17 protein-coding genes are annotated in these 22,832 nt (G+C 67.6%); 10 read left to right on the forward strand and 7 right to left on the reverse strand.

The features are described 5' to 3' along the window. Nucleotides 1-95: 95 nt before the first annotated feature. The 3 genes from J7E87_RS26010 (at nucleotide 96) to J7E87_RS26020 (ending at nucleotide 6,859) form a co-directional block, all read left to right on the forward strand. Nucleotides 96-710, forward strand: coding sequence for a TetR/AcrR family transcriptional regulator (locus tag J7E87_RS26010; RefSeq protein WP_374195226.1), 615 nt, complete (start codon nucleotides 96-98; stop codon nucleotides 708-710). 650 nt (nucleotides 711-1,360) lie between these two features. Continuing rightward, the gene (locus J7E87_RS26015; protein ID WP_215096964.1) at nucleotides 1,361-5,527 is read left to right on the forward strand and encodes a Pls/PosA family non-ribosomal peptide synthetase; all 4,167 of its coding nucleotides are present in this window, start codon (nucleotides 1,361-1,363) and stop codon (nucleotides 5,525-5,527) included. Nucleotides 5,528-5,551: 24 nt separating this feature from the next. Beyond that, a complete protein-coding gene (locus J7E87_RS26020) occupies nucleotides 5,552-6,859 on the forward strand; it encodes a M1 family metallopeptidase (protein ID WP_215096965.1) in 1,308 nt (435 codons plus the stop codon). Nucleotides 6,860-6,951: 92 nt separating this feature from the next. On the opposite strand, the gene J7E87_RS26025 is transcribed toward J7E87_RS26020, so the two are convergent. Then, nucleotides 6,952-7,356, reverse strand: coding sequence for a DUF1992 domain-containing protein (locus J7E87_RS26025; protein WP_215096966.1), 405 nt, complete (start codon nucleotides 7,354-7,356; stop codon nucleotides 6,952-6,954). A 317-nt stretch (nucleotides 7,357-7,673) separates the two neighbouring features. Next, nucleotides 7,674-7,877 carry a cold-shock protein gene (locus J7E87_RS26030; RefSeq protein ID WP_003967102.1) on the reverse strand — a complete coding sequence of 68 codons (204 nt, stop codon included), beginning with the start codon at nucleotides 7,875-7,877 and terminating at the stop codon, nucleotides 7,674-7,676. A gap of 317 nt (nucleotides 7,878-8,194) precedes the next feature. On the opposite strand from J7E87_RS26030, the gene J7E87_RS26035 reads away from it, so the two are divergent. Further along, a complete protein-coding gene (locus tag J7E87_RS26035; RefSeq protein ID WP_215096967.1) occupies nucleotides 8,195-9,079 on the forward strand; it encodes a menaquinone biosynthetic enzyme MqnA/MqnD family protein in 885 nt (294 codons plus the stop codon). Between the two features lie 10 nt (nucleotides 9,080-9,089). Here J7E87_RS26035 and J7E87_RS26040 read toward each other — a convergent pair whose 3' ends face one another. After that, a complete protein-coding gene (locus J7E87_RS26040) occupies nucleotides 9,090-10,142 on the reverse strand; it encodes an esterase family protein (protein WP_215096968.1) in 1,053 nt (350 codons plus the stop codon). A gap of 264 nt (nucleotides 10,143-10,406) precedes the next feature. Here J7E87_RS26040 and J7E87_RS26045 point away from each other — a divergent pair, with 264 nt between their 5' ends. Beyond that, nucleotides 10,407-12,002 carry a serine/threonine-protein kinase gene (locus J7E87_RS26045; protein WP_215096969.1) on the forward strand — a complete coding sequence of 532 codons (1,596 nt, stop codon included), beginning with the start codon at nucleotides 10,407-10,409 and terminating at the stop codon, nucleotides 12,000-12,002. 5 nt (nucleotides 12,003-12,007) lie between these two features. On the opposite strand, the gene J7E87_RS26050 is transcribed toward J7E87_RS26045, so the two are convergent. Beyond that, entirely contained in the window at nucleotides 12,008-16,567 is a 4,560-nt protein-coding gene (locus tag J7E87_RS26050) for an FtsK/SpoIIIE domain-containing protein (protein WP_215096970.1), read from the reverse strand. Between the two features lie 246 nt (nucleotides 16,568-16,813). Between J7E87_RS26050 and J7E87_RS26055 the strand changes: the two genes are divergently transcribed. The 5 genes from J7E87_RS26055 (at nucleotide 16,814) to J7E87_RS26075 (ending at nucleotide 20,242) form a co-directional block, all read left to right on the forward strand. Next, nucleotides 16,814-17,116, forward strand: coding sequence for a WXG100 family type VII secretion target (locus J7E87_RS26055; RefSeq protein ID WP_215096971.1), 303 nt, complete (start codon nucleotides 16,814-16,816; stop codon nucleotides 17,114-17,116). A 100-nt stretch (nucleotides 17,117-17,216) separates the two neighbouring features. After that, entirely contained in the window at nucleotides 17,217-17,855 is a 639-nt protein-coding gene (locus tag J7E87_RS26060; protein WP_215096972.1) for a hypothetical protein, read from the forward strand. A gap of 31 nt (nucleotides 17,856-17,886) precedes the next feature. Then, nucleotides 17,887-18,189 carry a hypothetical protein gene (locus tag J7E87_RS26065; RefSeq protein ID WP_215096973.1) on the forward strand — a complete coding sequence of 101 codons (303 nt, stop codon included), beginning with the start codon at nucleotides 17,887-17,889 and terminating at the stop codon, nucleotides 18,187-18,189. A gap of 52 nt (nucleotides 18,190-18,241) precedes the next feature. Then, on the forward strand, nucleotides 18,242-19,612 hold the full coding sequence (locus J7E87_RS26070) for a hypothetical protein (RefSeq protein ID WP_215096974.1): 1,371 nt from the start codon (nucleotides 18,242-18,244) through the stop codon (nucleotides 19,610-19,612). 18 nt (nucleotides 19,613-19,630) lie between these two features. Continuing rightward, nucleotides 19,631-20,242 (forward strand): hypothetical protein, encoded by a 612-nt coding sequence (locus J7E87_RS26075; RefSeq protein WP_215096975.1) that lies wholly within the window; start codon nucleotides 19,631-19,633, stop codon nucleotides 20,240-20,242. A gap of 18 nt (nucleotides 20,243-20,260) precedes the next feature. On the opposite strand, the gene J7E87_RS26080 is transcribed toward J7E87_RS26075, so the two are convergent. The 3 genes from J7E87_RS26080 to J7E87_RS26090 form a co-directional block, all read right to left on the reverse strand. Further along, nucleotides 20,261-20,821: a hypothetical protein gene (locus J7E87_RS26080; protein WP_215096976.1), complete on the reverse strand. Its 561-nt coding sequence runs from the start codon at nucleotides 20,819-20,821 to the stop codon at nucleotides 20,261-20,263. A 255-nt stretch (nucleotides 20,822-21,076) separates the two neighbouring features. Beyond that, the gene (locus J7E87_RS26085) at nucleotides 21,077-22,111 is read right to left on the reverse strand and encodes a hypothetical protein (protein ID WP_215096977.1); all 1,035 of its coding nucleotides are present in this window, start codon (nucleotides 22,109-22,111) and stop codon (nucleotides 21,077-21,079) included. Further along, nucleotides 22,099-22,824 (reverse strand): hypothetical protein, encoded by a 726-nt coding sequence (locus J7E87_RS26090; RefSeq protein ID WP_308313086.1) that lies wholly within the window; start codon nucleotides 22,822-22,824, stop codon nucleotides 22,099-22,101. Before J7E87_RS26090 ends, J7E87_RS26085 begins: the two co-directional genes overlap by 13 nt. Nucleotides 22,825-22,832: the final 8 nt, after the last annotated feature.

The following is a 22,832-nucleotide window of genomic DNA, read 5'->3' on the forward strand; positions in this document are numbered from 1 at the left end:
GTTCGCCAGGGGGTCGTAGGCTGACGCGAAGTAAGGATGTGTGGGGCGGGAGGATGTCTGACATGGGTGCTGTGAAGGGCGTCAAAAGCAAACGCATGCCGCGCGCCGTGCGCGAGCGGCAGATGATGGACGCCGCCGTGCAGACCTTCGGGCAGCGCGGCTACCGGGCGGCCTCGATGGACGAGATCGCGGACCTGGCCGGGGTCTCCAAACCGCTGGTCTATCTTTACCTGAGCTCCAAGGAAGAGCTTTTCACGGCGTGCATCCGGCGCGAGTCCGAGGCGCTGATCGCCGCCGTACAGGCGGGAGTTGAGCCGGGGCTGCCGGCGGACCGGCAACTGTGGGCGGGGCTCGGGGCGTTCTTCGCGCACACCACCGAGAACCCCGACGGCTGGGCGGTACTGCACCGGCAGGCGCGGACGCACGGGGAGCCGTTCGCCGCGGAGGTGTCAGTGCTGCGCGAGGAGATCGTGACGTTCGTGACCGGGCTGATAGGGGCCGCGGCTCGCGAGGCCCACCAGGGCTCCGAGCTGGCCGACCGGGATATGGCGGGGCTCGCACAGGCGTTGGTCGGTGCGGCGGAGTCGCTCGCGGGGTGGGCGAACGAGACCGGGGGCGTCTCGGCGAAGGAAGCGGCGGGGACGCTGATGAACTTCGCCTGGATGGGGCTGGGTGACCTGATGAATGGTGAGCGCTGGAATCCCCGGTGAGGTGGATGCGGTAGCCGCGGTGAGGTGGATGCGGTAGCCGCTGGGGAGTTGGGAGGGCGTGCTGTCGGTTGCGTAGCCAATGGTCGTGGGGGCCGACAAGGGGGGGTCTTGAACTCCCCTCGTGCGCAGACGACTTGACCGGTGTCCGCTTCGGCCGGGTGAGTTCACCGCTGGTTCGGTCCGCGCGCCCCTGAACGCGCCGCCTGAGTGCGCCACTTCCTCTGGTTGCCGACCAATCATCCCGACTTCTGGTTCTGGTCGGGACGTCAGGACATCCTGCTGTGGACCGCTGTCAAGTGGTACGCGTCCAACGGCTGCCTCACATGAACGCAGGGTTACCGGCGAGTGCCCTTCGCCACACTCGGGCCATCGGCGCCGGGTCGGGACGCCGCGCGGAGGGTGGCTCCATTACCCCTTCCGAGCAGGGATGATGCCGTTCGATCACGGTCCGGGCCGGCCGCCGGGAACGAATGGCCTCTGCCGCGCACAACAGGCGAGTCGGGTCAACGGTGGATAAACTCGCCGTTTGCCGTGCGCGGAATGGGGATTCGCAGCGCATTCGACACGACCTACGGAGAGTGAGAGATGCGTATGAGCCGGGACGTCATCCACCGCAGCCAACCCATATTGGGCGACCTGCGGGACGCTGCATGACCGTGACCGCCGAGTCTCTGACGCTGCTCGACCCGCTCCTCGGCGCGGGGCCGGCTCCCGCGCTCTTCGCCGCGGGAGCCGCGGCCCCCGCGCGCACCCTCCTCGACATCCTCGAGGAGACCGCCCGCCGTCACCCGGACGCATCAGCCGTCGACGACGGCGCCGCGCCGCTCACGTACCGCGAGCTGCTCGCCGAGGTCGAGACGATGCGGCTGCGTCTGGCCGCCGCCGGGATCGGTGCCGGCGACCGCGTCGGCGTACGCGTGCCGTCCGGGACCGCCGACCTGTATGTGTCGATTCTCGCCGTACTCGCGGCGGGTGCCGCATACGTTCCGGTCGACGCCGAGGACCCCGACGAGCGCGCCGAGCTGGTCTTCACCGAGGCCGCGGTCAGCGCGGTCGTCGGCGCCGGGCGGACGATCGTGCCGTGCGGCGCCCCGGCGAGTGACGTGTCGTACGCCGTCCTCGCGGGTGATGTGCCGTACGTCGCCCCCGCCGGTGACGCGGGCAAGCGCCCGGGGCCGGACGACGACGCGTGGATCATCTTCACCTCCGGTTCCACCGGCAAGCCCAAGGGCGTCGCCGTCACTCATCGCAGCGCCGCCGCCTTCGTCGACGCCGAGGCCCGCCTTTTCCTGGCGGAGAAGCACCTCGCTCCCGGTGACCGCGTTCTCGCCGGGCTGTCCGTCGCCTTCGACGCCTCCTGCGAGGAGATGTGGCTCGCCTGGCGGCACGGCGCCTGCCTGGTCCCCGCGCCCCGCTCCCTCGTACGCACCGGCCTCGACCTCGGCCCCTGGCTGGTCGAGCAGCGCATCACCGTCGTGTCGACGGTCCCCACCCTCGCCGCGCTGTGGCCGGCCGAGGCACTCGACGACGTACGGCTGCTGATCTTCGGGGGCGAGGCGTGCCCGCCCGAGCTGGCCGAACGGATGGCCGTCACAGGGCGTGAGGTCTGGAACACGTACGGTCCGACCGAGGCCACCGTCGTTGCCTGCGGCGCGCTCCTGACCGGCGAAGATCCGGTACGGATCGGGCTGCCGCTCGACGGCTGGGAGCTCGCCGTCGTGGACGCCAAGGGCGACCTCGTGACCATGGGCGAGACCGGGGAGCTCGTCATCGGCGGCGTCGGCCTCGCCCGGTACCTGGACGCGGAGAAGGACGCCGAGAAGTACGCACCGCTGCCCGCCCTCGGCTGGGACCGCGCCTACCGCAGCGGCGACCTGGTGAAGGCGGAGGCGGACGGCCTGCTCTTCGTCGGCCGCGCGGACGAGCAGATCAAGCTCGGCGGCCGCCGCATAGAACTCGGCGAGATCGACGCGGCGCTGCAGGCACTGCCGGGCGTGGCGGGAGCCGCGGCCGCGGTTCGTACCACCGCGGGCGGACATCAGCTGCTGGTCGGCTACGTCGTCGAGAGCGACCCCGCCGGAAGCGACAGCGCCGGAAGGGACAGCGCCGAGAGCGACCTCGCCGGAGAGGACGGTGTTGGACGCAAAGGTGCCAGAAGCGAAGGTGTTGCGAGCGAAGGCATCACGGGTGACGGCGTCGGGACTGACGGTGCCGCGAGCTACGGCTTCGACCGGGCCGACAGCGTGAAACGGCTGCGCAAGGAGCTGCCCGCAGCTCTCGTGCCGCTGCTCGCCGTCGTCGACACCCTCCCCACCCGTACCTCCGGCAAGGTGGACAGGGCCGCGCTGCCCTGGCCCCTGCCGAACGCGGACACACCAGCTGAGGACACCGAACTCACCGACACCGAAGCGTGGCTGGCCGAGCAGTGGGCCGACCTCCTCGGCACCCCGGTCACCGGCCCCGACGCGGACTTCTTCGTGAGCGGCGGCGGCAGCCTGGCCGCCGCTCAGCTCGTGTCACGCATCCGGGAGCGGTACGCGGCCGGGTCGGTCGGCGACATCTACCAGAACCCGACGCTCGGCGCGCTCGCCCGCACGCTGGAGGCGTCCTGGGCCGGCGGACCCGAAGCCGGGGAGGTGCGGCCGGTGCCGCGCCGTACCGGATTCGCGCAGACGCTGCTCATGCTCCCGCTGCTCGGCGTCGCCGGGCTGCGCTGGGGCGTGGTGGCGGCCGCGATCAGCAATCTCCTGGGGAACGTGCTCGGCCTGGCGTGGGCGCCCACCGTGTCGTGGTGGTGGGTGGCCCTCGGCTGGCTGCTCTTCGCCGGCCCGCCCGGACGGATCGTGATCGCGGCGGGCGGTGCGCGGCTGCTGTTGCGCGGCCTGCGCCCCGGTACGTATCCGCGCGGCGGCGGCGTCCATCTGCGGCTGTGGACGGCCGAACGCCTCGCCGAACTCAGCGGCGCCACCAGCCTCGCCGGTGTCTGGCTCACGTACTACGCACGGGCGCTCGGCGTCCGTATCGGCGACGACGTCGATCTGCACGCGCTGCCGCCGGTGACCGGGATGCTGCGCCTGGGCAAGGGCTGCGCCGTCGAGCCCGAGGTGGATCTGTCCGGACACTGGCTCGACGGCGACCGGCTGCACATCGGCACCGTACGGATCGGCGCGGGAGCCACCGTCGGCGCGCGCAGCACGCTCTTCCCGGGCGCCCGTATCGGCAAGCGCGCCGAGATCGCGCCCGGCTCCGGTGTGACCGCGACGGTCCCGGCCGGCGAGCGCTGGGCGGGCGTGCCCGCCTCCCGCAAGGGGAAGGCCAACCGCCATCTTCCCGACGGCCGCCCGCCGCGCAGACGCCGTTGGACCACGGTCTACTCGCTCACATCGCTGGCGCTCGGGCTGCTGCCCGCGCTCGCCGCGCTGCCGGGCCTGCTGGTGATCGGCCTGTTCATTCGCGGCCGCGAAGGCATCGGCGAAGTGCTGACGGCCGCCCTGACCGCGGTGGCGCCGGCGACGGTCGTCGTCGTCGTCACGTACGCATTGATCATCCTGGTCGGCGTACGGCTGCTGAGCATCGGCCTGCGGGAGGGCTACCACCCCGTTCACGGCCGGGTCGCCTGGCAGGCGTGGGCGACCGAGCGGCTGATGGACATGGCGCGGGTGCACCTCTTCCCGCTGTACGCGAGCCTGTTCACGCCCGTGTGGCTGCGTGCCCTGGGCATGAAGGTGGGCCGCCGGGTCGAGGTTTCGACGGTGCTGGCGCTGCCGGCGATGACGACGGTCGGCGACGGGGCTTTCCTCGCCGACGACACGATGGTCGCCTCGTACGAACTCGGCGGTGGCTGGCTGCGGATCGCCGAGGCACGGATCGGCAAGCAGGCCTTCCTGGGCAACTCCGGGATGACGGCCGCGGGCCGTTCCGTACCCAAACGCGGCCTGGTAGGCGTACTGTCCGCCACCCCGAAGCGGGCGAAGGCGGGCAGCTCCTGGCTCGGGATGCCCCCGATGAAGCTGCCCCGGGCGGCCGAAGAAGGCGACCAGAGCCGTACCTTCGACCCGCCGAAGCGGCTGATGTGGGCACGCGCGGCCGTCGAGCTGTGCCGGATCGTGCCGGTCATGTGCGGCGCGGCACTCGCCGTACTGGCCCTCGCGGCCTTCGAGCTGCTGGCCGCCCGCATCGGCGTCGGCCTCGCGGTACTGTGCGGCGGCGGGTTGCTGCTCGCCGCGGGATTGATGGCCTGCCTCGTCGCGACAGCGGCGAAGTGGCTGCTGGTCGGCCGCTTCCGGGCCGTTGAGTACCCGCTGTGGTCGTCCTCCGTGTGGCGCAATGAGCTCGCGGACACGTTCGTCGAGGTGCTCGCCGTGCCGTGGCTGGTCGGCGCCATCAGCGGGACCCCGCTGATGAACCTGTGGCTGCGCGGGCTCGGCGCCCGCGTCGGCCGCGGGGCGTGGTGCGAGACGTACTGGCTGCCGGAGGCCGACCTCGTGACGGTCGGCGGCGGGGCGAGCGTCAATCGGGGGTGTGTTCTTCAGACGCACCTCTTCCATGACCGGATCATGCGTATGGACAATGTCGTCCTCGAAGCGGGCGCGACGCTCGGCCCGCACGGCATCGCGCTGCCCGGCGCGGTCATCGGTGAGCGGGCGACGGTCGGTCCCGCGTCGCTGGTGATGCGAGGGGAGAGTGTGCCTGCGGGGACCCGCTGGCTGGGGAACCCGATCGCGGCCTGGCGATGCGAGGAGCGGGGTACGGACCCGGGCAGCGCCGAGCACGGCGTGACGCCGCAGGATGAGCGCGGCACGGAAACCGCACGATGAGAAAGATATAGAGGGCGCACAACGGTGACGGATTCGTACCTGCCGCAGCACGGTGACAACGGCTATCGGACGACGGAGTACGACCTGGAGCTGGACTACCGTCCCTACGCCGGCCGGCTCTCCGGCAAGGCCAGGATCAGCGCCGTCGCCGAACGCGAGCTGGCCGAGGTCGCCCTGGACCTCGGCCCGTTCCGTATCAACCGTGTGCTCGTGGACGGCGCCCGCCCGGCCCGGTACACCCACCGCGCCGACAAGCTGCGGGTACGGCCCGCCAAGCCGTTGCGCGCCGGGGCCGCCTTCACCGTCGAGGTGCGTTACGCCGGCGTCCCACGGCCCGTGCGCACCCGCGACTGGGGCGATCTCGGCTGGGAACAGCTGGAGGAGGGCGCGCTGGTGGCCTCCCAGCCGAGTGGCGCCCGCTCCTGGTTCCCCTGCAACGACCGCCCCAGCGACAAGGCCGCCTACCGGATCGCGGTGACCGCCCCGTCCCCGTACACCGTGGTCGCCAACGGCACGCTCACCTCTCGTACGATCAGCGCCTCCACCACCACTTGGGTGTACGAGCAGCCGTCACCCATGGCCAGCTATCTCGCGACCGTCCAGATCGGCCCGTACGAGCTCGTCGAGGTGCAGCACCCCGGGCAGGTGCCGCAGCCGGCCGCCGTGCCCCGGCGGCTGCTCGGCCGCTTCGAGCACGACTTCGCCCGGCAGCCGCAGATGATGACCGCCTTCACGGACCTCTTCGGCCCCTACCCCTTCGACGACTACGCGGTCGTGGTGGTGGACGAGGAACTGGACGTGCCTGTCGAGGCGCAGGGCCTTTCGATCTTCGGGGCCAATCATGTGGACGGGCGGCGGGGCAGCGAACGCCTGGTCGCGCACGAGCTGGCCCACCAGTGGTTCGGCAACAGCCTGACGGTCGCCGACTGGCGGCACATCTGGCTCAACGAGGGCTTCGCGAAGTACGCAGAGTGGCTCTGGTCCGAGGTGTCCGGCGGCCCATCGGCGGCCGCGCTGGCTGCCAAGTCCCGGGCCAAACTGGCCCTGCTGCGCCAGGACATCCGGATCGGCGACCCGGGCCTGCGGCGGCTGTTCGACGACCGGCTCTACGAGCGGGGCGGGCTGACGCTGCACGCGCTGCGTACGGTGATCGGGCACGCGGCGTTCGTGAAACTGCTGCGGGAGTGGACCGCGAGTCACCGGCACGGGGTGGTGAAGACGGAGGAGTTCATCGCGCTCGCGCAGCGGCACTCCACGCATCCGCTCGACGGGCTGTTCACGATGTGGCTGTACGACGGGAAGCTGCCGGCGCTGCCGCAACCGCGCCACTGACGTCGGGGGCGGACGCTGCCCCCGGTGGCGCGGGCGCGGGTGTGAGGTGCTGCCCTCAGCCGTATCCCCGGGCCGCATCGCCAGGGGGCCTGTCAGTCTGCGGGCCGGCCCGAGCACCAGTCCCGTACGGCGGCGTCGACGTCGAAGGGCTGGAGCCTCAGCGAGGGACCCGGCGGAGGGCGGCGGATGGCCGCGGCGATCTTCTCGTTGACCTCCACCAGGATCCGCCGCACCTCGGCCGCGGACGGCGCCCGCCGGGCAGCTTCCAGGGCGTCCTCGGCCTCCTTGCGGAGGGCAAGGGTGGGCGGCAGGTAGGAGAGGTGCTCGCGGTGCATCTTCTCCTTGACCCACCAGAGGTCGTCGTATGTGCGCTCAAGATCGGGCAGCGGTTTCCCGAACCCCGGCAGGTCCTTGAAGTCCCCGCGCTCCGACGCCTCGCGGATCTGCTTGTCGACCCACGACTCGAAGCTGACGCCGGGCGGCTTGCGTTCGGTCACGACTCGTCCTCCGGCTCGTACCGCGGCTTACGCACCTTTGGCGCCAATGGTCCCCCGCGGCAGTGTCCGGGCGCCAGCCCCCAGCCCCCGTCGCCCGCCCGCCGAACCGGTTGCCGAGTCGAGCCCGCGGCGAGCGACAGGCGGAAATCGGTAAGGCAGCACGGAGCGAGACGGAGAGGCACAGGGGCAGAAGGGCACGTAGCCAGGGGAGCCGGAAAGGCGGAAAGCCAGGGGCCAGAAAGGCAGGAGCCCCGATCCATATAGAACGGGGCTCCTTGGTACTGCTAAGTCGTGCGCGATCGCCGACCCGTGGCTGACTAGGCCGGGGTGACGTTCTCCGCCTGCGGGCCCTTCGGGCCCTGAGTGACGTCGAAGTTCACGACCTGGTTCTCCTCGAGAGAGCGGAAACCAGACGCATTGATCGCGGAGTAGTGGACGAAGACATCCGGGCCGCCGCCGTCCTGGGCGATGAAGCCGAAGCCCTTTTCAGCGTTGAACCACTTGACGGTTCCGGTAGCCATAAGCCCTCCTTGGGCCAAAGGGTTGCCCTGCTCCAGAACCTGCAAGAAGTCTGAAAACTACAAAAGCCTGCGGGTTACATGCTCCGCAGGCTCTGTACTGCAAGGGAAACCAAACTGCAACTTGCGTTGAGCCTAGCACGCAGCGTGTGCGCAGCGGTAGAGGGAAAGATCACGTCACCCGGACGTTTGACGGGGCCTTGATCTGCTGACGATTGGCCTGCGAATCGTGGACGAATCGCAGCTCGGGACGGGCGCGGGTATGGGCGCGTCCAGGCCCCGGCGCCCCCGGCAATGCACCACAGGTCTAGCCTCGCGATGTGGACAGTCTTGGAGAAAGCACAGCAACCGACTACCGTCGCAGCCGGCCTCGCGTCGGCCACATCCAGTTCCTGAACTGTCTCCCCCTGTACTGGGGGCTGGCGCGCACCGGAACTCTCCTCGATCTCGAGCTGACGAAGGACACCCCGGAGAAGCTCAGCGAGCAGCTGGTGCGCGGCGCCCTCGATATCGCGCCGATCACTCTCGTCGAATTCCTGCGCAATGCCGATCAACTCGTCGCCTTCCCCGACCTCGCGGTCGGCTGCGACGGTCCGGTCATGTCCTGCGTGATCGTGTCCCAGGTGCCGCTGGAGCGCCTCGACGGGGCGCGGGTGGCGCTCGGCTCCACGTCGCGTACGTCGGTACGGCTGGCCCAGTTGCTGCTGGCCGAGCAGTACAAGGTGACGCCCGACTACTACAGGTGCCCGCCCGACCTCGGCCTGATGATGCAGGAGGCGGACGCGGCCGTGCTGATCGGCGACGCCGCGCTGCGGGCCTCGCTGCACGACGCCCCGAAGCTCGGCCTTCAGGTCCACGATCTGGGGCTGATGTGGAAGGAGTGGACCGGGCTGCCGTTCGTCTTCGCCGTATGGGCGGCGCGCAAGGACTATCTGGCGCGCGAGCCCGTCGTCGTACAGAAGGTGCACGAGGCGTTCCTGGCGTCGAGGGACGTCTCCCTGGAGGAGGTCGCCAAGGTTGCCGAGCAGGCAGCGCGCTGGGAGACCTTCGACGCGGAGCTCCTGGAGCGCTACTTCAGGACACTGGACTTCCGTTTCGGGGCCGAGCAGCTCGCGGGCGTACGGGAATTCGCGCGCCGGACCGGTCCGACAACCGGGTTCCCGGCCGATGTGACGGTGGAGCTGCTCGGCGGGCAGCGATCCTGACGAGGCAGCGTCAGGGCGTGGGGATGGGAGCCTGCATGTGCTCGCTGATCCACTGGATGGTTCCGTCCTCCATGCCCTTCACATAGGTCTTCGCGTTGTGCCCGCCGTCATGGATGACCTGGAGCCGGGTCTTGACCGGGCCCTTGCCATAGTTACGGATGAAGTTCTTGAGACCCTTCATCCCGGACTCCTTGCTGCCGATCTGGAAGGCCAGATAGACGTCGTTGTCCTTGGTGTCGGGCTTGGCGGACAGGGCTTTGGCAAGCTTCTGCGGGTTGTTGGCCTGCCGCTCTGCCTCGTGGCCCGACCAGAGCGGTGAGTCCGGCACGGTGTCCGGGCCCGAGGCGATCACGGCCTTGAACTTGTCCGGGTGCCGCAGCACGGACTTCAGACCGACAAAGGCACCGGAGGAGGAGCCCATGAAGGCCCAGCCGTCGCGGGACTTGAACGTACGGAAGTTGGCCTTCACGAAGTCGGGGACGTCCTCGGTCATCCAGGTGCCCATCTTCGGCCGGCCCGGTATGTCGCTGCCGTCGTAGTAGTACTCGGCGTCCGGGTTCAGCACCGGCATGACCACGATGAACGGCAGGCTCTTGCCCTCCTGCGACCACTTGCTGATGCTGCTCTGCAGCTTGAGGTCGGTGCCCATCCAGTAGTTCTTGGGATAGCCGTTGCCGCCGGGGAGGGCGATCAGGACGGGGAAACCGCTGTTCGCGTACTGGGGATCGAAGTACTGCTTCGGGGCCCACACCCACACCTTGCCCCGGAAGCCGGACTTCTTTCCGTCCAGCGTGGTGACGCCGATCCTGGTGTCGTCGCCGAGGGTGTTCTGGGTGGTGAACGCGGCCTTCGGACCGGTCGGCATCAGCGTCTTCGCCGCGGCTTCCGCAGCAGCCTTGTCGGCCGCTCCGCCGCCCGAGCCGCCGCCCGGCCGCTGGGCGGCGGGGGCCTTCGCGGTGGGCCCGTCGAACGAGACCGGATCGCCCTCGTCCGAGCATCCGGCGGTGAGCGCGACAGAGCCGAGGGCGACGGCGGCCACGAGGGCCTTGGGCAGGCGTTGCATGGGGGGACTCCGAGGGTTGTGGCCCAGGTGCCGCTGCGCGGACGCGTCGGCAACGGGCGGTGCCGCGCGGGTGTTTGCGGCACAGACGGTTTTCGGACAAGCCATGTGATTTACGACCGGAGAGATGACGGAGGGCCCCGTTCGGTTCGCTCCGGGGCGGCGGGAATCCTCGTGATGCCGGACACGCCGGGCCCTAGGCTGAAGCGCAGCAGGTGCGACGCGACGCGAGGCGACGCAGGGCAACAGGCAATCGGGGGAGTGCAGATGCAGCCGCTGGATCCGGGCGAGCCGCAGAGCATCGGGGCGTACCGGCTGCTCGGCAGGCTGGGGGCGGGCGGCATGGGCCGCGTATATCTCGGGCGCAGCGCCGGCGGCCGTACGGTCGCGGTGAAGGTGGTCCATCCGCACTTCGCGTTGGACGAGGAGTTCCGGGCGCGGTTCCGGCGTGAGGTGGAGGCGGCGCGGCGGGTCGGCGGGCAGTGGACGGCACCGGTGCTGGACGCCGACCCGGAGGCGCCGGTGCCCTGGGTGGCGACCGGGTACGTGGCCGGTCCTGCCCTGTCCCAGGCGGTGGCCGACCACGGCCCGCTGCCCATCCGTTCGGTACGGGTGCTGGGCGTCGGCCTCGCGGAGGCGCTGGCGGCCGTGCACGGTCTCGAGCTGGTGCACCGGGATGTGAAGCCGTCCAATGTGCTGCTGACCCTGGACGGGCCGCGGCTGATCGACTTCGGGATCGCCCGGGCCACCGACGGCACCGCCTCCCTCACCTCCACCGGGGTATCGGTCGGCTCGCCCGGCTACATGTCGCCGGAGCAGATCCTCGGCAAGGCCGTCACGGGCGCGGCCGATGTCTTCTCGCTGGGCGCGGTGCTGGTGTACGCGGCGCTGGGCGCGGCGCCCTTCCCGGGCGACTCCTCGGCGGCGCTGCTCTACAAGGTGGTGCACGAGGAGCCCGAACTGGGCTCCCTGGAGGGCGACTTGCGCGAGCTGGTCGCGGACTGCCTCGCCAAGGACCCGGCCGCGCGGCCCACGCCCGCCGACATCGCGAACAGGCTGGCCCCTTGTGGGGCGGCCGCGCTGGTCGGGGCGGGATGGCTGCCGGGCGCGCTGGTCGAGCAGGTCAGCCGGGCGGCGGTCAGCCTGCTGGACCTGGAGCCGTCGCGGGCCGACCCGGCGGCGTCGGGGCCGGTGGCGTTCAGCAGCCCGGCGATTGGGACGTTCGGACCGCCGGTCGAGCCGCCGCACGACGCGTCGCCGCCGGACGGGTCGCCGCGTACGCAGGGGAGCACCCCTGAGAGCCCGCCGCCGGGGCGCGGCCGCCGGAAGGTGAGCTGCACGGTGACGCTGACGGTCGCCGCGGCGCTGGCGGCGGTCACGGTGGGCGGCGGATTCCTGCTCGACCTGTGGCCGGGCACCGGCGACAACAAGACCAACGACTCGGCGGCAAGCCGCCCCCCGGTGTCGGACGGCACCCCTTCGTCGCAGCCGGGCGCGAAGGTGAACCAGGTACCGAAGGCCTTCATCGGCACCTGGAAGGGGCAGATCACCCAGGACAACGGCCTCGCGGGCGGCCAGTTCACCGCGGTTATCAGCAAGGGGAAGAAGGGCGAGGACGTGGTCCGCACGTCCACCGTCCTCGGCCCGTTCCAGTGCCACGGCGTGGGCAAGCTGGTCTCCGGTACCAAGGCGCGACTGCGCATCGAGGAGCGTACGGACAAACACCGCCCCTCAACGGCGGAGCTGTGCACGAGCGGCACGGCCTCCGTGACGTACACACTCACCGCGGACGGCACACTGCGCTTCCAGTCACAGGAGGAGGCAGCGGGCAATCCGCACGCGACACTGCGGAAGTCCGGCTGAGGTACTCACAGGGGGGTCGTGACGGAGAAGTGCTCGCCGTCTCCGAGGTGGATGAGCCCCTTGCCCGGGGTGACCGGTCCGCCGACCATGCTCCGTGTCGTACGGATGCCTATCAGCTCGCCGCTGCTCGAGTCCTGCGCGGAGAGGAGAATCCCTCGCCGCGCCTTTTTCGCGTCGACCTGCCAGCCGCTGAAGCCGCTGCAGACGTCCTCTTCGTCACCCGCGATGACGAGGGCGACACCCCGTTCGGCACCTCGCTGAATGATCCGCTTGAACACCGGCTCGGCGTCGCAGTCCTCCAGTAGTTCGCCGTCGTCGACCAGCACGACGATCGGCGCCTCGGGAGTCGCCGAGTCGATGGCCTCCTCGAGGTCGTCGCCCTCGATGTCGTCCTCGGTGAAGAGTCGCAACACGCCTTCGTGCTCGCCGAGTTCACGCATCGGCGACGGGCGAGGCGCCGCGATGACCAGCCGTACGCCCTGGGTGAGGTACGAGCGGGCCAGATTCATCAGCACCGTGCTCCGACCGGACTTGGACGGTCCCGCGATGACGAAGGCCGGGACGCCCTGGGCGAGGTCGGGTCCGAATCCGTTCAGGTTGTCGCCGCCGATGCCCACCAGACCCCACAGGGGGGACCGGGACTTCTCGGGGTCGCGCATTTCCCAGGCGTCCGCGAAGGAGATACGACTCGGTAGTACGTCGACGCGGAACGGCCGCCGGGCGCGCGGCACCGCCATATCGCGTGCCGTCGCCGTCTCACCGATGGCGGCCAGTGCGGCGGCCTGCCCCTGGCCTGTGGAGTCCTCGGAGAGCAGCGCGAACTGGGTCTCCGTGGCGGACTCGTTCTTGTAGGCACGACCGGGCGGAATCTCTTCCGGCACCTTCCGTGCGTTGATGCCGAGCATCGTGAAGTCCGAACGGTCCGCGAGCCGCAGGCCGTACTTGTCCTCGGTCAGCGAGGCGATGCGGCCGACGAGGAGCTGGCGGTCACCGGTGATCACCATGTGTACGCCGAGGCTGGCGCCCTCCCTCATGATGACGGTCAACTCGTCCGTCAGCTCACCGTGGTTGACCTCTCCCAGCGTGGGCAGCCAACCCTCCCACCGGTCGAGGAACACCACGATGTGCGCCAGCCGCTCGTCCTGCGGAACGGCCGCACGCTGCTCGCCGATGTCGGCGAAGCCCTTCTCGGCGAGGAGTTCCTGGCGGCGGGTGAGTTCACCCTTCAGGCGGTTGATGAGGCGGACGGCCCGTTCGGTCTGAGCACGGCCGACGACTGCACCGCAGTGTGGCAGCCGGGTCAGTGCGTTGAGGGCGCCGTTGCCGCAGTCGATTCCGTACAGGTGGACATCGGCGACCGAGTGCGTACGGGCGAGTGAACCTGCGATGGTGCGCAGTACCTGGGAGCGGCCGCTGCGCGGTGCGCCGCCGATCAGGAGGTGACCGAAGGTCGCGAAGTCCACGGCGACCGGGCGGCGCGCCTGGTCGGAGGGCAGGTCGGCGACACCGTACGGAGCAGGGGCCAAAGCGCCCGCACCGTGTGCCTCCGGAATGTCGTCGAGCAGCAGGGTCTCGGAGAGGGCAGGCAGCCACGGGCTGTGCTGGGCCGGGATGCCGAGTCGCGCATTCGCTTCCCGTACCGCATCGACCAGGACCTTGAGGTCGGTGATCTCCTCGTCCTCGCGGGTCTTGGATGCCGGCTTCTTGAGCGCAGCGCGCCCGAGGTCCTTCCAGTCGAGCAGGCCTGCCCACGGGGCGCTGGTCTGCGGGTCGGCCGCGCCCGGCCGTCGACCACCGACGCGCCCGGACTGGAAGGGGACGAGTGAGGCGGCGCCAAGTCGTACGTACGCACGGCCCGGCGTGCTCTTGGAGATGTTCCCGGCCTCCGGCGAGTCGATCACGTCGCTCGACTCACTGCCGTCGGTGACTCGCAGAGCGATACGGAGGTTGGTGTTGGCGCGGATCTCCGGGGAGACCACACCGCTGGGCCGCTGGGTGGCGAGCATCAGGTGAATGCCGAGCGACCGGCCTCGTTGGGCGATGTTCACCAGGCCGGCGACGAAGTCGGGGAGGTCGCGGACCATCGACGCGAACTCGTCGATGACGATGAGAAGGCGCGGAACGGGAGCATGCGAGGGATCGCGGCGCACCAGGTCCTGGTAGTCCTCGATGTCCTTGGCGTCGGCGGCTGCCAGGATGTGCTCGCGTCGCTTGAGTTCCGCGCCCAGGGATTCGAGGGCCCGCTCGACCAGATGTGCGTCGAGGTCGGTGACCATACCGACCGTGTGCGGCAGCTTCACACAGTCCTTGAATGCCGAGCCGCCCTTGTAGTCGATGAGGACGAAGGTCATGGCTTCGGGAGTGTTGGCCACCGCGAGGGAGGCGACGATGGTCTGCAAAAGCTCCGACTTGCCGGAGCCGGTGGTACCGGCGATCAGACCGTGCGGGCCGTCCCGTCGGATGTCGATGCCGAAAGGCCCGTCGTACGACTCGCCGACGACAGCCATTGTCGACTGTCCGCCGGTTCGCCAGCGCGCCGCAACGGCTTCGCCGGTAGGCGGCTCCAGTTGGAGAACATCCAGCAGGCGGCTGGAGCCTGGCAGCGCCGAGTCCTCGGCTTCACCGCTGATGTCGCGGAGGGGCGACAGCGAGCGGGCAAGGCGGGTGCACCAGGCGGGGGAGACGAAGTCGGGGCGTACGGAGCTCACGCGCGCGGTGCCGGTCTGCTCGACGCGCAGCCGCAGGGTGGGGGCGCTGTGCGAGTGCGTGCCCCGACTCTCCGTCCCGGCGGTGTGCCAGGCCTGGAAGGACGGGAATCCGCCCGCTGCGGGCAGCGCTTCGCGGGACACGGAGGGGCCTTCCACGGCGTGCCCACCGGGCTGAGGCTCAGCGACCACCACGGCTTGGCACTCTCCGGGGAGGAAGCGTTCCTCGCCGTCGAGGCACAGCGCGTACATCGCCACGGCCGGACCTTCGCGGAGCAGCCGCACTGCGCCGGGCATGGAGCGCAGTCGTCGCGACCCGTCCCACACGACGACGATGTCCGGGTCGGAGAAGGACGCCCCCTTGTTCCCGTTCTGCTTGGCCGCCTTCTGCCGGGCATCAAGAAGTTGGGTCAATTCACCGATGCGGGCTCCAACGGTCTCGGCGTCCGTGCCGATCAGCACGTTGGTGTCATGGGCGCCGGACGGACGCGCATGCGGCAGCCAGCGGACCCAGTCCCAACTCTCTTGCGCGGTGCCCTCGGTGAGTACGTAGAACTGGACATCAACCGGGCTGTGCAGAGCCGCGGTCTGGGACACCGCCCACCGTCCGAGAGCTCGTGCCGAGTCCCCGGGGCCGGCCAGGCCGATCACACCGAGCGTCATCAGCGGCAGTGCGACGGGTGCGTCCTCGATTTCCCAGGTGACCTGTCGACGGTGGTCGTCCTGCTCGGGATCGTCGAGCACGACCTCGGAGGGCAGGCGCCCTGTCCCCACACGCAGCAGCAGATGGTCATGGTCCGTGCGGCGGCGCTCCCACAGCCGTGTGCGGGGGCCGGTGCTCAGCGAAAGCGCAGCGGCAGGATCGGGGATCGAGCGCCGTCGGTCGAGCCGCTCGGTCACCAGCGCTTCCTGAGCGTCTTTCTCGATACGGGCCTTGGTCTCCTTGTACTCCTTGACCTGCTTCGCATGGGACTTGCGCCCATGCTTCTTGTCCATGAAGTAGTTGGCGAACAGCATGACCGGGCTCATCACGGCCATGATCATGTAGTACCAGCGCCCGAAGATCATCACCATGACTACGGCTGTGACCAGCGGGAATATGGCCATCAGCCAAGGAAGAGGGCGGGCTTCGCTCTCCTTGGGCGGTGTGGGCAGCCGGAAGGAGGTCTGCCGGTCCGGCGGACGCAACCGTGGCGGCCGGTTGTAGTCGAGCCCGGCGCCGTCTTCCGACCACTTGAGCGCGGCGTCCGGGGGTGAGTACCGGGCGATTTCGAGAAGGGTGTTGCCGACGGCCAACTGTCCACCCAGCGGCCACTCGTCCCCTTCGAGTGCCTCACCGTCAAGCGTGACGTCCTTCTTGTCGACCTTGTCGCCATGTGTAGCGACTTGGCACCTGCCATCGGTTGCAATCGACAATGTGACAGCGCGCTGAGAGAGCTCGGGGTCATCGATCCGGATGTACGCGGCGGCGCCGCTACCGATGTCATAGCGCCCTACCTGGAGCCGGTGTACGGCGCCGGCTGCAGGGCCGCTGACAACACGCAGTTCAACCAGGCCGGCCGGCTCCCCAGGAAGGCACCCCGCTGGGTCGTGGAGACTCACCACCGCGCCTTCGCGCAGGGGTGATGAGGTGATCGTCGCGGCAGGATCGACGGCGTATCCATCCACGTACACAAGAGGTGAGCCGTCGCCCGCCCCTCGCTGGCCGCTCAAGGCGATGATCTGAGCGCCGCCGCTGTGGGTCACATGGCGCGCCAACTCGCGCGAAATGTCTGCCACTGGGGACTCGGGATCAACATCGAGCACAACGTCGGCGCCGGCACCCCCCAGTGGGTCGACAACGGTCAGAGTAAGCCGCATGCTCGTCCTCCCCGTGGACCTGAGGCCGTTTCCGGAAGGCAGGCCACAGTGACAGCGACGATAGTCGCTGACCCCTTTCCAGTGGCAACTGGCTGTGCATCAGCTCACGGGCGAGGCTGCCCCAGCAGGGGTGTGCTCCCAGGAGCCCCACCCGTAAGCTCGTTGCCCAAGTGGACGATCACATCGTCCGCGTAACGGGAGCCACGGGGGTTGGCCCTGCGGCGAGTTGGAAAGCGAGTGAGCCTCATGGGCACCAAAGATGCGGATATCACTTACGACGAGATGCGCAAGGCGGCGAGCACGGTGAACACCGCCAAGATCAAGCTCGATGAGAAGCTGGACGGTCTCGAGAAGTACATCGAAGGCCTGGTCAAGGACGGCTACACGACCCGGAAGGGCTCGCAGGCTTTTGAGGACTCCTTCAAGGAGTTCACGAAGGGCGCGAAGGACACCATCGAGGGCCTCACTGGCATGTCCCAGTTCCTGACGAATGCGGCGAAGGCGTACGAGGACATCGACGAGGACCTGGCCAAGGCCGCGAAGAAGTAGACCCAACTGCTTCACTGGCGTACTCGCGCCGGCGTGGTGGCCGCGGAAAATCGCACCACCACGTCGGCCCGAGGCGCCTGCCTGGAAGGCTGGCTCAACTATGACCGTTTCCCCTCATGCCAAGACGGGCGTTGCTGGCTATGCCCTCGTCCTGCCGCCCGGCTGGGCGCGGATCCCTCTGAGGCAGGGGACCGAAGACGCCGTGCGCGAAGTTGCCAGGCGGACAATCATCAACGCGCCTGATGACGTTCCACGTGACGAGGTTGCGAAGTTCCAAGTCCAACTCGAGGGCCGGCTTCAGGGCTTGGCCCGCCAGGCCGCAGACAACGCCGGAATCGATCTCTATCTGCCCACGGCCCCTCGTGGGGGTGTCGCCACTCCGTGTTCCATAGTCGTCTCGGAACTCCAGCTCCGCGTCGGGGACGGACTGGACCCGCTGGATGTGGCTAGGCAGTTGGCCGCTGGCGAGGATACTCAAGAGGTCACCGTTGACGGGTGCGTCGGCGCTCGGAGTGAGCAGGTGCGAGCCGCGAATCCCGAGCGTGGCGTCGTCGAAGCCGCGCGCAGTGTCGACTATGCCTTGCCCGTCCCCGGAGACCTCGCTCGGTGGATCACGGTCTCTTTCTCCACGCCGGGAGACGGGGACGCGGAGGGCGAGTTCGCCGTTCTGCTCGTTGAACTCTTCGACGCGATCATGACGACCTTTACATGGCAGCGACCGACACGAGCGAGCCAATGACCAGTTTGCGGATTCAAAGGTTGGAGGACTCATGGGTGACAAGCCCGACCTGAAGGTGGATTACGACCTGCTGATTGAATCCGAGACATCGCTGACGAATATCCAGCGAGAATTCAAGAAGTGTGGAAGTCGGCAGGGCGAACTGGCCGAAGACGTCGGTGCCAGGACGATGGAAAACGCCATGCATGAGTTTGCCGAAAACTGGAAGGACAACCGCAAACAGATGCTTCAGAATCTGGAAGATGTTCTGAAGTTGGTCACCACTGCGAGGGAGAGTTTCGAGAAGATCGACAACGAGCAGGAAAAGCAGGCCAAGGGCAAGGATAAGAAGTAGTTCACGGGGGTTAGGGATGGCGATAAACAGTCGCCCGAAGGATTGGCAACCGTTGGGGGACGCGGATCCCACGCCGGGAGATCCGGAGGGGGTGCGGGCGGGGCAGTCTGCGATGGCTTCCACAGGCGCTGAGATTAGAAGGCAGATCCAACGGCTCAAGGCTATCGGTGACACCGAGGAACTCAAAGGGAAGTATGTTGAGGAGCTAAAGGAAGGCGCAGACAAGCTCAGGGGCAAGTTGGAAAAGACTGCCGGACGGTATGAGCGAGTTTCGACGAAACTGGCTGACTGGGCAAATAAACTTGAGGATGCGCAGGAAGAGACTGCGAAAGCCCTGACCTCGGCGAAGGAAGCCGAGGGAGCGATCAAGAGCCTTGTCGGTGGGGCTGCCCCTGGAACGGAAGCCGCAAAGGAAGCAGAGAAAGAGCTCAACCCGTCCAAGAAAGAAGAGCTTGAGCAGGCCCGGATCAAGCTCGATAACTCCGGAAAACGTTACAACGAGGCAGTTGAAAACTACGGCAAGGATGCGAAGAAGATAGCGGACAAGATCCGCGACATCATCGATGATGCCGTAGAGGACGGTCTCTGGAGTTGGGCCTCCAATCTGATCGAGCGGAATCTTGATTCGATTAAGGTAGTTCTGGAGGTTGCCGGTTGGATCGCGACCGCCCTAGCTCTGGTGGCACTCGTCATCATGGTGGTCGCGCTGTTCATGGTGCCGGGCGCGGGCTGGCTCGCAGCAATGGCGATCATGATGAAGATCGGTACGGCCATCGCCATCGGTACCACCGCCGCGCATGTAGCTATGGCGGCGACCGGGAACGGCGGGTGGGGCGATGTCGCCTTCGACGTCGTGGGGCTGCTCACGATGCGGATGGGTACCTTGGCGGGTAGGGGCGTAAAGAAGGGTGCGGATTCGGCAAGGCAAGCGTCTGTCAAGGCGGGGCGCCAAGAGGCCAAGGACATCAAGACCAGCCCGGACTACAAGGCAAAGATGGCTGACTTTGAGCGTCAGAAAGCAGCTGCGCCATCGAAGCGCGTGCGAGACGCCATCCAAAAACGACAAGACGCCTATAGAGGCTCGCAGAAGCCCAAGGGTGTGGCTCAGGAACTTCCTACGCCTACGCCGAAAGAGGTACTGCGGGCGGGCGGCGACCGAGAAGCGGCTGCAAACCTTAAGTTTGCGCAGAATGAAGCAGCGAAGCGTGCTGGAGATCCTGACACCGTGGCGGCGGCGCAGAAGGCGTCAAGAGGCGGAGCGGTCGCCTTCACTGCCTTCGCGGGTGGGACTGTTGTGGACTGGGTCGACAAGGCAATCGCACCCAGTGACATCTTCAAGGACAAGCCCAGTGTGGAGCCGTACGGCGACTTCAAGGACTACGCTCCCGATTGGGCCAACGGTCATTATGATAATGCGCAGTAAGAGAGAGGGGCGGTAGCCTTGAGTTGGGTTCATGTCGATTATGAGAACCGGAACTGGGTCGCGTTGCCTACGGATGAACAATGGGATGACACACCCTGGGACGACGAGAAGGACTGGAGTGTCAGTGAGGCGGTCGTTCTACTCGCGTACAACGATCTCCCTGACAAGCGCAGAGATGTCAAGCGTTTGGCGAAGTTGTTGATCAGTCACCGTCAGGTATTCGCAGAATCTAGGCTGGCCAGAGAAAACTACCTCTACTTCTCGGATCCCAGCGAGCCACCGCTGTCCATTCATCTTTGGTACGGCCCGGCCGAAGGGGAACGGGAGGTAGCACTGCGCAAGCATGCCCGCGTCGAAAGCCCCGACGCGATGCTTCCTTCTCAGGTTGAGGAATTCACTACGAAATCACTCGGTACGGGATTGCATTCCCGTACCCATGTGCTCCTCGATGATCAGACCGTGGCGATGAACCTGTGGTACGCCTTCCGTAGCGAGGAGCATGGTGTCGACCTGATTGCCTTCTCTTCGTCGGGTGATCTGGGACGGCTCTCTGCTGCAGAACCTCACTTCAATGAGTTCGTGCAGGGAATCGCGCTGCTCGGCGACGACGTGGATCTTGCGGCGGAGTGAAACCGCTCTGGGGTGAGGTCAGCCTCGACGCTGGGCCCGCGTCGTCCTGCGCGTGACGCGCTGGTGCCGAGTGCTGACGACGGGACGGGCGGCCTCGCGAGCTGAGGCGCGGGCTGCCAGGCGTTCCCGCCGGACTTGCTTCATCTTGGGCAGACGGAAGGCCAGGAGGGCCACGGGCGGGATGGTCAGGATAAGGAGCGAGCCCCAGACGGGGACGCCCGTCGCGATGCTTGCGAGAACGAGGCCGGCCACTGAGCCGTACGCGCCGATTGCAGTGAGTACGTAGCCCCCGGTCACCTTGGCGTCCTCCGGCCGTCTGGTGGCGTGCAGGGCCAGGGCGTCCCGGCCGAGCCGGTAGGAGAGGTCGAGGGCCATGCCGGCAATGAAGAGCATCGTCATGGCGCCGACGACGTGCTCTCTCGTGGCGCCCGCATCGCCGAATGACCCCCTCCCGGTCGCGATGGAACCCACTCCGACGATGAAGGCGCCCACACCGGCGACTCCCGAAGTGGCGGCGAATGCCCAATGGGTGAAGATGCGCCACCGCCGGGGTCCTTGAACGAACGGATTCATGCTCATCGGTTGATGGCCTGGCCTTCCTTGTGTGTCACTTCTCCTCGACACCGAAGTTGTAGTCGTCGTCGGCACGCAGACTGATGGAGGGTGCGAGTTCATCGATGTCCTGCACAGCCGAGACCACCCTGCCCAGTGCCGGTGAGGCGGTCACTATTACCACGTCAAACCCGAATTCAGCGTTGCGCCAGGCGTATCGGAGGCCGACGAGGAGTTCACTCCCTGTAGCGAACTCCTCGACGATGCGGCTCCACGGCCTCCTTAGCGGTTAATGGCTTGGATTTCTTGGACGGTGATGTCCTGGGTAGAGCCGAAGGTGCCGTCGGGGAGGGGTTGTTGACCAGCGATGCCGGTGCCGGTCCAGTGGATCTTCCAGGTGATGGTGGCCTGGAGTTTGTAGGGGGCGTCGGCGGAGGCGCGGAGGTAGGTGAGGCCGCAGGGCGGGGTTTTGTTGCCGGAGCCTTTGGTGTAGGGGGTGCCGATGCTGCCGTCGGCGTTGATGGGGCATTCGCCGGAGGCGGGGTGGAGTTGGGCGTCGGTGGTGCCGGGCTCGATCTTGAGGGAGACCGGGGTGGCCGTGGTGGTGGCCTGGATGTTGAGGACGGGCACTGACGCGGTGACGGAGACCGGTTTGAACTCTGCCTGGTCCAACCAGGCCCATGTGGGGAGGTTGACCTTGGTGACTGCCTGAGGGGCGAGTTCGACCTTGGTTCCAGGTACGCGGATCTCAGCGTAGGCGAGTTGGGCGAGGATCTCGGGCGTGACAGCTTGTGGCGCATCTGCAGGTGGCGGCTCGCCGGTGCCGACCCAGAATGTCTCCTTGTCGCAGGCGTCCCAGCCGGGCGGGTAGGACTCGTTGGGATACGAGGTCCACCAGTAGCCCTTCCCCGCCTTGTCGAGGTTGAAGTTCTTGTACGGCTCACCTTCGACGTAGCGTTTGCGCTGCTCGGTATCCCATTGCGAACCCGTGGAGTCGACAACCCAGGCGGCCTCGCGCTCCTTCTTGAACTGGGCCGGTGTGTACGTTGGCGCGTACCAGCATGCGGGCGGTGTCCAGTTGGCTGCTGGCGCCACGGGGCCGACCGAGGCGCCGGTGCCGTTCTGCGAACGGTCAATGACAACTCCGCCTGCCGAGGCGGAGATGTCGCCTTTGGGATCCGATTTTCCTTCTACCTGGGATTCAGACTTGCCGCCGCCAGGAGTGAACCCAGCCCATGCCGGTGTAGTGCCCATGAATATCATCGAGCATCCCACTATGACGGTTGCCCGAACGGCTCTGCCGGTCACGGCATGCATTGCGTCGCCCCCCTTTTGGAAACGATTTGCGTGGTCTGCCATACGCCGTTAGAGTTCTTCCGAAGCTGTGTGGCGTAGAAGACGTAGTCCTGCCTTGGGTCGCTACTCTTCTTCACTTTCCCCGTCTTGATGTCTTTGGTGCGCCCTTTGGTCTCATCCGCGCAGAACGTCAGTGAGGCGGAAGTGTCTTTGTTCAAGGTGACCTTGCGATCGAAATAGTGTGCGCTGCCAGAGATGGTGAGCTTGCTCTTTCTGAACTCTTCAACCCAACTCGACGCGGCCTCAAGGGCTTTGCTTGTGTTGTAGAAGTTCAGCGCAGTGAACTTCGGGTCCGTTCCTGCGATGGCAGCGTTCACTGCGCGCATGCGTTCCGCGCCGTCCGCCAAAACGGCATTCTTGGTTACGTCTCCGGTCTCTTCGGGCTCGAACGTAAGCTTAAGGTCGTCAGGCAGTTCGATCTTCGGGCGTCCCGCGGCACTCGACGGGCTGGCGCTTGAGCGTGAAGTTGTCTCGCTCTGGTCGGCTCCGGCGATCTTGTCGTTGGCCTTGGGCTTCTCGTCGCTGCCGCCGCTGCAGGCGGTCAGGAGCAGGGCTGCGATCGCTGTGAGCGCGGCAGCAATGGGCAAAGAACGGCGGTTCACTGGCGACTCCCCGTGGGACAACTGTGGTCTCAAACGATCCGACGCTATCTGGGTGACAGCTGGTTTCGCCACAGCGAACC

The sequence above is a fragment of the Streptomyces sp. ISL-1 genome, from assembly GCF_018614585.1.
Lineage (GTDB): Bacteria > Actinomycetota > Actinomycetes > Streptomycetales > Streptomycetaceae > Streptomyces > Streptomyces maoxianensis.